Genomic DNA, 13,866 nt, shown 5'->3' on the forward strand with positions numbered 1-13,866 from the left:
GAATTGTTGTTGTGGCCAACATATCGGGGGCGGCGGCTGCGCGCAACGCCGATCGATTGCATCTTCGGTCTCGGCGGCCGATATGTCGCGGGTCGCGACAAACCTGTTGCGGAAGCGCTTCGACTCTGCGTACAGTGCTCAGCAGCACAGCCCCGTCGAAGCGTTTCGAGCGTCGAGGGGGTCCGACGACGAGGTCCGGCAGGAGGAACGATGGCGACCATCCATGACGTCGCCCGCGCTGCCGGGGTCTCGATCAGCACGGTGTCCTACGCTCTCTCGGGCAAGCGCTCCATCGCCGCCACCACCCGCCAGCGGGTCGACGACGCGGTGCGCGAGCTCGGCTACCGGCCGCACGCCGGCGCCCGGATGCTCGCTGGGGCGCGGACCCACATCCTCGCCCTCTCGGCGCCGATGCGCGGCGAGCTGCACCTCCCCACCCACATGCGCTTCGTGACGGAGGTGCTCGAGCGGGCCCGCGAGTCCGACTACGACGTGCTGCTGCTCGTCACCGACGAGGCCTCCAGCGGCATCGACCGCGTCTCCTCCTCCTCGCTCGTCGACGGCATCGTCCTGATGGGCGTCGACGACGACGACGACCGCGCCGCGCTCATCCGCGACGCGGGGGTGCCCGCGACCTTCATCGGCGTCCCCGCCGACGCCCACGACCTCGCGTGCGTCGACCTCGACTTCGCGGAGGCGGCGCGCCGCAGCGTCCGCACGCTCGCCGAGCAGGGCCACCGGTCCGTCGGCCTGATCGAGCACCCGCAGTCGTACACCGACCGCAATGCCGGCTTCGTCCGCCGCTTCGACGACGCGTTCCGGGCGGAGTGCGTCGCGCTCGGCCTCGAGATCGTGGTCGAGCGCCCGCACCTCGGCCGCGCCCACGCCGCGTCCGCCGTCGACGCGATCCTCGGATCCGCGATCGCCCCGACCGCCCTCGTGCTGCACTGCAACGAGCCCGTGGCCGAGGCCGCCGTCGAGCGCGTGCTCGAGCGCGGCCTCTCCGTCCCCGGGGACCTCTCGGTCCTCGCCGCCTGCGCGAGCTACGACGGAGCGGCGCTGCCGGTCCCGGTGAGCTCCTTCCCCCTCCCGTTCGACGCGATGTGCCGTGCGGCCGTCGGTCGCACCCTCCAGCAGATCGACTCCGGCCGCACCGTCGGCGTCGACCTCCTCCCGCCCCACTATGTCGACCGCGGTTCCGTCGCGGCCGCGGCGATCGGCGCTCGCGTGCCGACCGCCTCCTGACGCCCCTCCCTCCACTTTCTGCTCCTGCTTCCTCGTCGGCCGATCGTCGAAACGCTTCGACACTCGTCCGATCGGAGAGCGCTCCACCACCCACCCACGCAGTCACAGCCCAGCGGCACCGTCCGAAGGAGAACACCCGCTATGTCGCCTCGTCCCCGCACCGCCTTCCACCGCCCCACCGCCGCCGCGGTCGGCTCGCTCAGCCGTCGCGGCCTGCTCGCCGGCGGCGTCGGCCTCGGCGCGGTCTTCGCGCTCGCCGCCTGCTCCGGAGGAGGATCCGACGCCGGATCCGACGCCCTCGCCACCGAGGTCGACGGCGCCGGCCGCACCCTCACCATGTGGGACTTCGAGACCCCCGACAGCGACCGCGGCATCGCCTGGCTCGCCGCCCGCGACATCTTCACGCAGGAGACCGGCGCCGAGATCGCCTACGAGTTCAAGGCCTTCGAGCAGCTGCGCACCGGCGCCAGCCAGATCTTCAACTCGAACTCGGCCCCGGACGTCGTCGAGTACAACAAGGGCAATGCCACGAGCGGCCTGCTCTCGAGCCAGGGCCTGCTCACGAACCTCGACGAGGCCGTCGAGTTCTACGGCTGGGACAAGCTGGTCCCGGGTGCGCTGCAGACGACCGCCAAGTACGACGAGGACGGCATCATGGGCTCCGGCTCCTGGTACGGGATCCCGAACTACGGCGAGTTCACCTTCGTCTACTACAACGAGGACGCCTTCGCGGCGAACGGCATCGAGGTGCCGACGACCTACGACGAGTTCATCGCTGTGCTCGACGCGTTCGTGGCCAAGGGCATCACGCCGCTCGCCGAGGCCGGGGCCGAGTACCCGCTGCAGCAGCTCTTCTACCAGCTCGCGCTGCTGAAGGCCGACCGCCAGTGGATCACCGACTACCAGACCTACACGGGCGAGGTCGACTTCTCGGACGCCGCGTGGTCCTACGCCGCCGACCAGCTCCAGGAGTACGTCGACAAGGGCTACATCTCGCCGGACGCCTCCGGCCTCAAGGCCGAGGACGCGGGAACCGCGTTCATCTCGGGCGACTACCCGATCTTCTTCTCGGGCTCCTGGTGGTTCGGCCGCTTCAAGACCGAGATCACCGGCTTCGAGTGGAACACCTTCCTCTTCCCGGGGGCGGAGTTCACGATGGGCTCGGCGGGCAACCACTGGGTGATCCCCGAGACGGCGAAGAACAAGGACCTCGCCTACAAGTGGATCGACATCACGATGCGCCCCGAGATCCAGAACCTGATCGGCAACAACGGAGGCATCCCGCTGGTCGTCGACGAGTCGGCGATCACGGACGAGAAGAGCAAGGAGCTGCTGTCGCAGTGGAAGACGGTCGTCGACGGCGACCAGCTCTCGTTCTACCCCGACTGGCCCACCGCGACCTTCTACGACGACCTCGTCGCCGCGACGCAGGAGCTGCTGAACAAGTCGACGTCGCCCGACGACATGCTCGCGCAGCTGCAGGAGAAGTACGACGACGGAGTGGACGACATCAAGTAGTCCTCCCGCATCCCCTCTCCGCGAGATGCCACTCCGGTACACGACACGCCGTCGGACCCGTCCCGAAGTGGCATCTCGCGGCCCCCTCCCGCACGCCTCCCCGCACGACCTCTAGGAGTACCCATGACGACGACCGCACCGCGTCGCGCGGAGAGCGCGCCACCGCCTCCGGCCGCGAAGCCCCCGCGCGAGAAGCGCTCGGGCGGCTACTGGCTCTACCTGATCCCCGGGTTCGTGCTCTTCACGTTCATCGTGCTGATCCCGCTCGTGTGGAACGTCTACATCAGCTTCACCTCGTGGCGCGGCATCAAGCCGCCGATCTTCATCGGCCTCGAGAACTGGGTCGAGCTGATGGGCGACGACCAGTTCTGGACCTCGTTCCTGAACTCCGTCTACATGATCATCGCCATGGTGATCGTGCCGACGATCCTCGGCCTCCTGCTCGCCGCGATCCTGTTCGACCTGGTCGGCAAGAAGTTCGGCGGCAAGCTGGCGAGCTTCCTCCGCGCCACCTACTACCTCCCGCAGATCCTCCCCACGGTGATCGCCGCGATCGTCATCGGCTGGATCCTGCGCCCCGACAACGGCGCGCTCAACACGATCCTCGAGGCGGTCGGACTCGGCTCGCTCTCGCACGACTGGCTGGGCAAGCCCGACACCGCGATGCTCTCGATCATGGTCGTGATGATCTGGGTCCAGCTGGGCTACCCGGTCGTCATCTTCATGGCGGCGCTGCAGCGCGTGGATCCGGAGCTCTACGAGGCCGCGGAGCTCGACGGCGCGAACTGGTTCCAGCGCTTCCGCTGGATCACCGTGTCGATCATCCGCCCCGAGATCTTCGTGGTCACCCTCACCTGCACCATCGCCGCGCTGAAGGTCTTCGGACCGATCTACGCGCTGACCCGCGGCGGGCCGGGCGATTCGACGATCGTGCCGAGCTACTACTCCTACACCGAGTTCTTCCAGAAGCAGCAGGTGGGCTACGGCGCCACCATCGCGACCGCGCTCACGATCGTCATCGTGATCCTGGCCGTGCTGTTCATCCGCGCCCAGGAGCGCGTCGAGCGCAGCGAAGGAGCCCGCTGATGTCGGCCATCGAGACCCTGCCCCTCACGCAGGCGGGCACCGCGGACAGCGACCTGACCACGTCGCGCCGAGCGCCCAAGCCGGCCAAGGGCACCACCAAGCGCACGATCGGCGACTGGGCGATCCTCGTGGTCGCGATTGTCATCGGGCTGGTGATCATCAGCCCGGTGCTGCTGATCCTGCTCAACTCGTTCAAGACCCCCGCCGAGTACTCGGCGAACGGGCCGCTCGCGTTCCCGACCGGGCTCTCCTTCGACGGCCTGTCGACCTTCTGGGAGCGGGTGAACTTCCCCGAGAAGCTCGGCAACTCGATCCTGATCTCGGGGTCGGTCGCGATCCTCGCCGTCGCCCTCTCGGTGCTGAACGCCTATGCGATCGGCATCGGCCGGGTGAAGGGCCGCAGCTGGATCATCGTGCTGTTCCTGCTGGCGAACATGCTGCCGCAGGAGGCCCTGCTCTACCCGCTGTACTACATGTTCAAGGCGGTGGGGATCTACGACAGCCAGCTGTCCGTGATCATCATCTTCACGGTCATCCAGTCGGCCTTCGGCACGTACCTGCTCTCGAGCGTCTACGGCACGTTCCCGAAGGAGATCCTCGAGGCCGCGGCGCTGGACGGCGCCTCGAAGTGGCAGGTGCTCACCCGGGTGATCGTGCCGATCTCGCGGCCGACCCTCTCGGTGCTGATGATCTTCTTCTTCATCTGGACCTGGAACGAGTTCCTCATCCCGCTGGTGTTCCTCGTGAGCGACGCGACGCAGACCGTCCCGATCGCGATCTCGAGCCTCCAGGGCGACAAGATCATGGACGTCACGACGACCAGCGCGAGCGCCCTGCTGGGCCTGCTCCCGACGCTGATCTTCTTCCTGATCTTCCAGCGCACGCTGACCCGCGGCATCACCGCCGGCGCGGTCAAGTAGCACCACCACTGCGGGCAGGGGGCCCCACCGGCCCCTGCTCCGCGGTGCCCGCACTCCGCACCCCGCACGACCACCTCCACCGCCACCAGAGAGGCACACGCATGAAGTTCACCGACGGGTTCTGGCAGACGAGGGCCGGATTCACCGCCTTGTTCGCGCAGGAGGCGTACGACATCCGCGCCACCGGCTCGGCACTGGAGGTGATCGCGCCGACGAAGGTCATCCAGGGCCGCGGCGACGTGCTGAACCGTCCCGCGCTCACCGTCACGGTCTCCTCGCCCGCCGAGGGAGTCGCGAAGGTGCGCATCGAGCACTGGCGCGGTACCGCCACCCGGCCCGGCTTCGCCCTGACCGAGGGCTCGGTCGGCGAGGCGAGCGTCACGGAGGCGGGCGGCGTGCTCCGCACGGGCGATCTCGAGGTCCGCGTCGCGCAGGGCGCGCCCTGGTCGCTCGAGTTCTGGGACACCGCGACCGGCACGCGCCTGACCGGCTCCGGCCACAAGTCCCAGGGCTACCTGACCGGACCCGACGGCGATCCCTACGTGCACGAGCAGCTCGACCTCGGAGTCGGCGAGCTCGTCTACGGTCTCGGCGAGCGATTCGGCCCGTTCGTGAAGAACGGCCAGACGGTCGACGTGTGGAACGCCGACGGAGGGACCTCCTCCGAGCAGGCCTACAAGAACGTGCCCTTCTACCTCTCCAACCGCGGCTACGGCGTGCTCGTCAACGACCCCGGCCTCGTCTCGTTCGAGATCGGCTCGGAGTCGGTCGAGCGCGTGCAGTTCTCGGTCGGCGGCGAGGCGCTGGAGTACCTGGTGATCCAGGGTCCGACGAAGAAGGACGTCCTGCGCCGCTACACGGGGCTCGCCGGCCGCCCCTCCGTCGTGCCCGCGTGGAGCTACGGCCTCTGGCTGACCACCAGCTTCACCACGAGCTACGACGAGGACACCGTCAACTCCTTCATCGACGGCTTCGCCGAGCGCGAGCTGCCGCTGTCGGCCTTCCACTTCGACTGCTTCTGGATGCGCGAGTTCCAGTGGACCGACCTCGAGTGGGACTCCCGCACCTTCCCGGACCCCGAGGGCATGCTCGCCCGCCTGCACGACCGGGGCCTGAAGACCTGCGTCTGGATCAACCCGTACATCGCGCAGGCCTCGCCGCTCTTCGCGGAGGGCCGCGAGAAGGGCTACCTGCTGAAGACGACGTCGGGCGACGTCTGGCAGTGGGACCTCTGGGTCGCCGGCATGGCGCTGGTCGACTTCACGAACCCGGAGGCGACGCGCTGGTTCCAGGACAAGCTGCGCGTGCTCGTCCGCCAGGGCGTCGACTCCTTCAAGACCGACTTCGGCGAGCGGATCCCGGCCGAGGGCGTGGTCTGGGCCGACGGCACCGACCCGGAGGCGATGCACAACTGGTACACCCAGCTCTACAACCTCGCGGTGCACCAGGTGCTCGTCGAGGAGCTGGGGGAGGGGCGCGCCACGCTCTTCGCCCGCAGCGCCACCGTCGGCGGGCAGGCCCTGCCGGTGCACTGGGGCGGCGACAACACCTCGTCCTACGTCTCGATGGCCGAGACCCTCCGCGGCGGACTCTCGCTCGCGCTCGGCGGCTTCGGCTTCTGGGCGCACGACATCGGCGGCTTCGAGGGAACGCCCGACCCGGGCGTCTTCAAGCGCTGGCTCGCGTTCGGACTGCTCTCCTCGCACTCCCGCCTGCACGGCTCCACCTCGGTCCGCGTGCCGTGGGAGTTCGGCGACGAGGCGGTCGACATCACCCGCCGCTTCACCGAGCTCAAGCTCTCGCTGATGCCGTACCTCTACGCGGCGGGAGCGGAGGCGGCGCGCGAGGGGATCCCGGTGATGCGGCCGATGACGCTCGAGTTCGAGGACGACCGGAACGCGGCGCACCTGGACACGCAGTACATGCTCGGCCACGACCTGCTGGTCGCCCCGGTCTTCACTCCCGACGGCTCGGTCGAGTTCTACCTGCCCCGCGGACGCTGGACCAGCTGGTGGACCGGCGAGACCGTCGACTCGACGGGGGAGTGGCGCCGCGAGGTCCACGGCTTCGACACCCTGCCGCTCTACGTGCGCGAGGGGGCGGTGGTGCCGGTCGGCTCCCGGACCGACGTCGCGGAGTACGACTACCTCGACGGGCTCGAGCTCCGGGTGTTCCCGGGCGGCGACGGCGCGCGCGAGGTGCGGGTCGTGGCGCACGACTCCGGGGTCGAGACGGTCTTCACCGTCACCCGCTCGGGTGCCGACGTGAGCGTCGACGGGCCGGAGGGCAGCTGGACCTGGAGTCGCGCAGGGGCGTGAGCCTGCAGAACCTCCGCCGAGAGGAGGGGATGTCGCCTGACAGCGGTAATCCCCTCCTCCCGGCTGACGATGCGCGCGCGGCCGGCCGCCGCGATGTGCGCACCGAGGGCGCCGAGGCCCGCCGATAGGCTGACCCGAGACCAGAGGAGACCGCGGAATGCCCGACCACGCGACGCGCGGCAACACTCTCGACCGGGTCCGGCGCCACAACCTGGCGGCGATCCTGCGTCTCGTGCACCGCGGCGGGCCCCGCTCCCGTTCGCAGCTGACGCGGGCGACCGGGCTGAACCGCTCGACGATCGCCGCCCTCGTGGGCGAGCTTGTGGAGCTCGGCATCGTCCGCGAGCGGGACCCCGACACGCTGAACCAGGTCGGCCGGCCGAGTCCGATCGTCGAGGCCGATCCGCGGGTCGTCGCGTTCGCCGTGAACCCCGAGATCGACGCTGTGACGGTCGCGGTGGTCGGCTTCGACGCGGAGGTGCGCCGCCGCCTCCGCCGCACCGCGCTCGTGCCCACCGCCGAGGCGGCCGCCGCGCTCGCCGCGGACGCGATCGCCGAGCTGCGCGCCGAGCTGCCCGCCGACGCCCGGACGGTCGGCATCGGAGTCGCGGTGCCCGGCCTCGTCCGCGACGCCGACGGTCTCGTCCGCACCGGCCCGCACCTGGGCTGGAGCGACGAGCCGTTCTCGCGGATGCTCGCCGACGCGACCGGGCTCCCGGTCCTCTCGGCGAACGACGCCAACCTCGGCGCCCTCGCCGAGAGCGCGCTCGGCGCCGGCCGCGACGTCTCGCACCTGATCTACCTCAACGGCGGCGCGAGCGGCGTCGGCGCGGGCGTGATCGTCGGAGGCGCTCCGCTGCACGGCATCGACGGCTACGCGGGCGAGATCGGCCACACCCTCGTCAACAGCGCGGGCGTCGACTGCCACTGCGGCGCGGTCGGCTGCCTCGAGACCGAGGTCGGCCGCGCCGAGCTGCTGCGCGTGCTGGGCCTGGAGGAGAGCGAGCGGCTGGAGGAGGCGCTCGCCGCCTCCGAGGACCCGGCGGTCCGCGCGGAGGTCGAGCGCCAGCTCGGCCACCTGGCCGTCGCCCTCCGGAACGTCGTCAACATCTTCAACCCGCAGCTGGTCGTGCTCGGCGGCTTCCTCGGCGCCCTGGTCGGCGTGGCGCCCGGGTTCCTCGAGGAGCGCCTGACCCACGGCGGTCCGTTCCGCGTGGCGCTCGAGTCGGTCCGCATCGCGCGCACTGAGCTCGGCGGCGATCTGCTGATGATCGGAGCGGCCGAGCTCGCGTTCGAGCAGCTGCTCGCCCATCCGCTGGCCGCGCCGCTGCATCCGCTCGCCCCGTGACGACGGGGACTTGGGCGCGGCGGAGGTAAGCGCTTACCCTGCTGGAGGACCACCGGGATCGGGCACCACCGTCGGCGCCCCGGCCCGCACCACCGCTGCGGCGGTCGAAGGAGAGAGCACATGCCCGTTCGCTACGGAGGCGACTACAACCCCGAGCAGTGGCCGGAGGAGGTGTGGCCCGAGGACGTGACCCTGATGAACCGCGCCGGAGTGAATCTCGCGACGGTGGGCGTCTTCTCGTGGGCGCACCTGGAGCCGCGCGACGGCGAGTTCGACTTCGCCTGGCTCGACGAGGTCCTCGACGGCCTGCACGCCGGCGGCGTCCGCGTCGACCTCGCCACCGCCACCGCGTCGCCGCCGCCGTGGCTGAGCCACGAGCACCCCGAGATGCTGCCCGTCACCGCTGACGGCGTGATCCTCGGAGTCGGCTCGCGCCAGCAGTACGCGCCGTCCTCGCCCGTGTATCGCCGCTACGCCGCGCGCCTGGTGCGCAAGCTGGCCGAGCGCTACGCCGGCCACCCCGCGCTCGAGATGTGGCACATCGGCAACGAGTACGGCTGCCACGTCTCGCACGACTACTCCGAGTCGGCCGTCCTCGCGTTCCGCGAGTGGCTGAGCGCCAAGTACGGCAGCATCGAGGCTCTCAACGAGGCCTGGGGCACCGCCTTCTGGTCGCAGCGCTACTCGAGCTTCGAGGAGGTGCGCCCGCCCGCCGCGATGCCGACCCTGCCGAACCCGACCCAGCGCCTCGACTTCGACCGCTTCTCCTCCCGCCAGCTGCTCGAGTGCTACCTGGCCGAGAAGGAGATCCTGCGCGAGTACTCGCCCGAGACCCCGATCACCACGAACTTCATGGGGCTCTTCAAGCCGGTCGACTACTGGGCGTGGGCGCCGCACGTCGACGTCGTGTCCGACGACCTCTATCCGGACCCCGCCGATCCGGAGGCGCCCTTCACCGCCGCGGTCGCCCGCGACCTGATGCGCTCGCTGGGCGAGGGCCGCCCGTGGCTGCTGATGGAGCAGGCGACGAGCGCCGTCAACTGGCGCCGCAGCAACGCCCCGAAGAAGCCCGGCCAGATGCGCGCCTGGAGCTACCAGGTGCTGGGCCGCGGAGCCGACGGCATCCTGTTCTTCCAGTGGCGGCAGTCGCGCGCCGGGGCCGAGAAGTTCCACTCCGGCCTGGTGCCGCACGGCGGCCCCGAGACGCGCGTGTTCCGCGAGGTCGAGGAGCTGGGCGCCGAGCTCGGCCGCCTCGACGAGATCCTGGGCACGGAAGTGGCCGCGCGCGTCGCGATCGTCTTCGACTGGGACAGCTGGTGGTCGATCGAGCAGGACGCCACTCCCGGCGCGATCGACTACGCGGCGCACGTGACCGCCTGGCACCGCGAGTTCACCCGCCGCCACGTCACGGTCGACTTCGTGCGCGCCTCCGGGCCGTTCGACGGCTACGACCTCGTCGTCGCTCCGGCGCTGTTCACCGTGCGAGCGGAGGATCTGGCCGGCCTCGCCGCGTACGCGGAGGGCGGCGGGCACCTCGTCACCACCTTCCAGAGCGGCATCACCGACGAGGACGCGCACATCACCGAGGGCGGCTACCTCGGCGCGCTGCAGTCGACGCTCGGCGTGCGCGTCGAGGAGTTCGCTCCGCTCGCCTCCGCCGACGCGTTCTCGGACGACCTGCCCGAGTCCACCGTGACCGGGTCTCTCGCGGGCGCGATCACCCGCTGGCGCGAGTACCTGCACGCCGACGGTGCGGAGGTGCTGGCGCGCTTCACCGACGACCTCGACGGCTGGCCCGCGATCACCCGCCGCGAGACGGCCGCAGGCGGCTCCGCCTGGTACGTCGCGACCTGGCCCGCGCCGGAGCTGCTCGGCACGGTCGTCGAGCGCGCGCTCGCCGACGCGGGTGTCGAGGGGATCCTCGCCGAGCCCCTCGAGGGAGTGGAGCTCATCCGCCGCGGCGCGCTCGTCTTCGCGATCAACCACGGGCGCTCGGACGTCGTCGTGCCGATCGCGGGGGTCGACGTGCTGACCGGCGGGCGCGCCGACTCCGTCACCCTGGCGCCCCAGGGGGTCGCACTGCTGCGGGTGGAGTGAGAGCGCTCCCGGTCTCGGATCGCGCCGATCACGTCCCCGCATGGACTGATAGTCGAATCAATTCGACCCAGGGGGAGTACACGGGCGCTCCCGGCGGTTAGCGTGAGGAGCGGTGCACGGATCCGAGGGTCCGGCGCCGCTCCTCGCGGCCGTTCGAGCCGCTCCCGCTCCGCTCCCCGCGCTCCTGCGCAGGAAGGCCTCCGTGACCACCGTCGCCTCGACGCCCACCGGCTCCGTCCCCGTCCACCGCCACCCCGGCGACGCCCTGACCGCGCGTCAGCGGCTCGTCTACATCATCGTTCTGGGAGCGCTCACCGCGCTCGGTCCGTTCACGATCGACCTCTACCTCCCCGCGTTCCCGGTGCTGCAGAGCGAGCTGAACGTATCCGAGGCGGCGGTGCAGCTGACCCTCACCGGCACGACGCTCGGCTTCGCCCTCGGCCAGCTGATCGTGGGGCCGTGGAGCGACGCGGTCGGGCGCCGGCTGCCGCTGATCCTGGCCACGGCCGTGCACGTGCTCACCTGCATCGGCGCCGCCTTCGCGCCCGACATCGTCTGGCTCGGCGTGTTCCGCGTGCTGATGGGCGCGGGTGCCGCGGCGGGCGGAGTCGTCGCCATGGCGATGGTCCGCGACCTCTTCGGCGGTCGTCCGCTCGTCAAGATGCTCTCCCGCCTCGCCCTGGTGTCGGGTCTCGCTCCCGTCCTCGCCCCGGTGATCGGCTCGCAGCTCCTGCTCGTCATGGACTGGCGCGGAGTCTTCGTCTTCCTCGCCGGCTACGGCCTCGTCGTGATGGTCGCCGTGGCGCTCCTCATCGTCGAGACCCGACCGCGGACCGCGCGCGACGACCGCGACCGCCGCTCCCTCGCGCAGCGCTACGGCTCGGTGCTCGGCGACCGCCAGTTCGTCGGCGTCGCGGTCATCGGAGGCATGACCTTCGCCGGCCTCTTCACCTACCTCTCGAGCTCCTCCTTCCTCTTCCAGGGGCTCTACGGCTTCGACGCTCAGCAGTACGGCCTGCTCTTCGCGGTCAACTCGCTCGGAGTCGTCTTCGGCGTGCAGGCGTCCTCGCGCCTCAGCCGCCGGGTCGGCCCGCAGTGGATCCTCGCGATCACCACCGTGTCGCTCTTCACGTCGGCCGGGCTGATCGCGCTGTTCGACGTCCTCGGCTTCGGACTCTGGGGCACGCTCGTCCCGCTCTGGCTGTTCATCGCCTCCTGCGGCTTCAGCTTCCCGTGCGTGCAGGTGCTGGGCCTCGTGAACCACGGCAGGGAGGCGGGCACCGCCGCGTCGCTGCTGGGTGCGGTGAACTTCGGAGTCGCCGGCCTGCTCTCGCCGATCTCCGGGATCTTCGGCGCCTCCTCCGCCGTGCCGATGGCCCTGGTCATGATGGCGACCGCGACCGTCTCGATCCTCGCCCTCTGGCTGATCGTCCGCCCGCGCACGGTCGCCGCCCTGCAGGACTGACGCGCGGCTCCTCCTCCCTCGGTGCGATCTGCGGGGCCCCGGTGCGATCCGCAGGGACTTGCACGATCTGCAGGCCCCGCACGATCTGCAGGTATCTGCACGATTCGCAGGGGATCCCGCTGTCGGCGAGGAGTCCCCGCGGAGGAAAGCGAGTTCCCCTCCGGAACCCCTGCAGATCGCGCAATCCCCTGCAGATCGCGCAATCCCCTGCAGATCGCGCACGGCACCGCCCGAACGCAGCGCCCCGCAGTCCGCGCAAGCCCCCGCAAGGTGAACGGCCATCGCGGCATCATGTCCATATGGTGAACCGCGAGAACCGCCCCCCGACCGAGCCGGCGTCGGCGTCCCCCGACGCGGTGCAGCGCGAGCGGCTGACCACGGCCGCGCCGTCCGCCGACCCCGCGGCGACCAAGGTCCTCACGCAGGAGGTCGCGCACCGCGTCTCGCGCCGCTGGCCGCTCATCTCGGCGTCGATCGCTCTGCTGATCACCGTCGTCCTCGCGATCATGATCGCCTACCGCCCCACCACCGCCTTCGGCTTCGACGTCGAGTGGATGGACGAGGTCGTCGAGCACCGCTCGAGCGTCTGGGACATCCCCGCCCTGATCATGAACACGGTCGGCGCCGGCATCACCGGCACCGCGATCATCCCGCTTGCCATCGTGGCCGTCCTGCTCGTGTTCCGGAGGCGCTGGGCCGCGCTGTACTACGCGGTCGCCGCCCTCGTCAGCGTCGGCCTGACGCAGCTCGTCAAGGAGCTCGTCGGCCGTGCCCGCCCCGAGGACATGCTGGTGACCAGCGACTACGGCTCGTTCCCCTCCGGCCACACCGCCAACGCGGCGACGACCGCCATGGTGCTCGCCCTGATCTTCCCGCTGATCTGGGTCTGGATCGCCGGCTTCCTCTACACGATCGCGATGATGGCGAGCCGCACCTACCTCGGCGCCCACTGGCTGAGCGACACGATCGGCGGCCTGCTCCTGGGCGTCGGAGTCGCGCTCGTCGTCTGGGCGCCGCTCGCCGGCCGTCTCCGCAGCGAGAGCGAGCTGCCGCATCCGCCGATCTGGGTGAAGCGCTCGGACGTGCGCTAGGAGCCGAACGAGGCGAGCCCGTCGAGCTCGTTGAACGTGTACACGTGCAGCCCGTGGAGCCGGTCGCCCGCCGCCGCCTCCAGCCGCCCGACGAAGGCGGTCGGGTCGAAGCGGCGGCCGCGCAGCAGCCCGCCCGCGACGGAGGAGCTGCGCGTCAGGAACCCGAGCGACGAGCCCACGCCGATCTTCGCCCCCAGACTCAGCAGCTTCGCGCGCTCGACCGGTCCCGGGATCCCGGCCCACAACTCCGCGTCGATGCCCTCGGCGCGCAGCGAGTCGGCGTAGCGGGCGACGGCGTCCACGTCGAAGCACATCTGCGTGACGACCGAGCGGATGTAGGGGGCCCGCTCGCGCAGGTGCTTCAGGATGCTCTCGTCCGAGAGGTGCGGGTGCCCCTCCGGGTAGCCGGCGATGCCGACGGCCAGGGCGGGCATGATCTCGACGGCGTCGCGGAGGAGCTCCAGGCTCGTCGAGTAGGTCCCGCTCGCCTTCTTCGCGTCGCCTGAGACGACGAAGGCCTCGCCGATCCCGGAGTCGCCCAGGCGGCCGAGCGCGCGCTCGAGGGCGGGCCTCCCCTCGACGGTGCGGGCGGCCAGGTGCGGCACGACGCCGAAGCCCAGGGCGGCGAGCTCGACGGCCGCGTCGAGGGTGCGCTCCAGGCCGTGCTTCGGGAGGCTCGTGACGGTCAGCACGACGGCCGACGGGTCGGGGAACGCGCGGCGGGCCCGCTCGGCGATATCGGCGGTGGGGATGATCTCGAAGCGCGCCCTGGTCACCT

10 protein-coding genes are annotated in these 13,866 nt (G+C 70.8%); 9 read left to right on the plus strand and 1 reads right to left on the minus strand.

The window, feature by feature from the left end; translation table 11 throughout:
• Positions 1 to 210: 210 nt before the first annotated feature.
• From LRG51_RS16150 to LRG51_RS16190, 9 genes are all read left to right on the plus strand, one after another.
• Positions 211 to 1,245 (plus strand): LacI family DNA-binding transcriptional regulator, encoded by a 1,035-nt coding sequence (locus tag LRG51_RS16150; protein ID WP_170116412.1) that lies wholly within the window; start codon positions 211 to 213, stop codon positions 1,243 to 1,245.
• A 141-nt stretch (positions 1,246 to 1,386) separates the two neighbouring features.
• Entirely contained in the window at positions 1,387 to 2,763 is a 1,377-nt protein-coding gene (locus LRG51_RS16155; protein WP_082481299.1) for an ABC transporter substrate-binding protein, read from the plus strand.
• A 123-nt stretch (positions 2,764 to 2,886) separates the two neighbouring features.
• On the plus strand, positions 2,887 to 3,849 hold the full coding sequence (locus LRG51_RS16160) for a carbohydrate ABC transporter permease (RefSeq protein WP_056867832.1): 963 nt from the start codon (positions 2,887 to 2,889) through the stop codon (positions 3,847 to 3,849).
• Positions 3,849 to 4,769, plus strand: coding sequence for a carbohydrate ABC transporter permease (locus LRG51_RS16165; RefSeq protein ID WP_082481301.1), 921 nt, complete (start codon positions 3,849 to 3,851; stop codon positions 4,767 to 4,769). The genes LRG51_RS16160 and LRG51_RS16165 overlap by 1 nt, the downstream gene beginning before the upstream one ends.
• A gap of 101 nt (positions 4,770 to 4,870) precedes the next feature.
• Entirely contained in the window at positions 4,871 to 7,087 is a 2,217-nt protein-coding gene (yicI, locus tag LRG51_RS16170; RefSeq protein WP_230673651.1) for an alpha-xylosidase, read from the plus strand.
• A 157-nt stretch (positions 7,088 to 7,244) separates the two neighbouring features.
• Entirely contained in the window at positions 7,245 to 8,435 is a 1,191-nt protein-coding gene (locus LRG51_RS16175; protein ID WP_055791193.1) for an ROK family transcriptional regulator, read from the plus strand.
• A gap of 120 nt (positions 8,436 to 8,555) precedes the next feature.
• On the plus strand, positions 8,556 to 10,532 hold the full coding sequence (locus tag LRG51_RS16180) for a beta-galactosidase (RefSeq protein ID WP_230673653.1): 1,977 nt from the start codon (positions 8,556 to 8,558) through the stop codon (positions 10,530 to 10,532).
• 202 nt (positions 10,533 to 10,734) lie between these two features.
• Complete coding sequence (locus tag LRG51_RS16185; RefSeq protein WP_055791617.1) at positions 10,735 to 11,997, plus strand: multidrug effflux MFS transporter; 1,263 nt, start codon at positions 10,735 to 10,737, stop codon at positions 11,995 to 11,997.
• Positions 11,998 to 12,296: 299 nt separating this feature from the next.
• Entirely contained in the window at positions 12,297 to 13,088 is a 792-nt protein-coding gene (locus LRG51_RS16190; protein WP_230673655.1) for a phosphatase PAP2 family protein, read from the plus strand.
• On the opposite strand, the gene LRG51_RS16195 is transcribed toward LRG51_RS16190, so the two are convergent.
• Positions 13,085 to 13,864 carry a methylenetetrahydrofolate reductase gene (locus tag LRG51_RS16195; protein WP_230673657.1) on the minus strand — a complete coding sequence of 260 codons (780 nt, stop codon included), beginning with the start codon at positions 13,862 to 13,864 and terminating at the stop codon, positions 13,085 to 13,087. The genes LRG51_RS16190 and LRG51_RS16195 overlap by 4 nt on opposite strands.
• Positions 13,865 to 13,866: the final 2 nt, after the last annotated feature.

This window comes from Rathayibacter sp. Leaf248 (assembly GCF_920939495.1).
Classification (GTDB): domain Bacteria; phylum Actinomycetota; class Actinomycetes; order Actinomycetales; family Microbacteriaceae; genus Rathayibacter; species Rathayibacter caricis.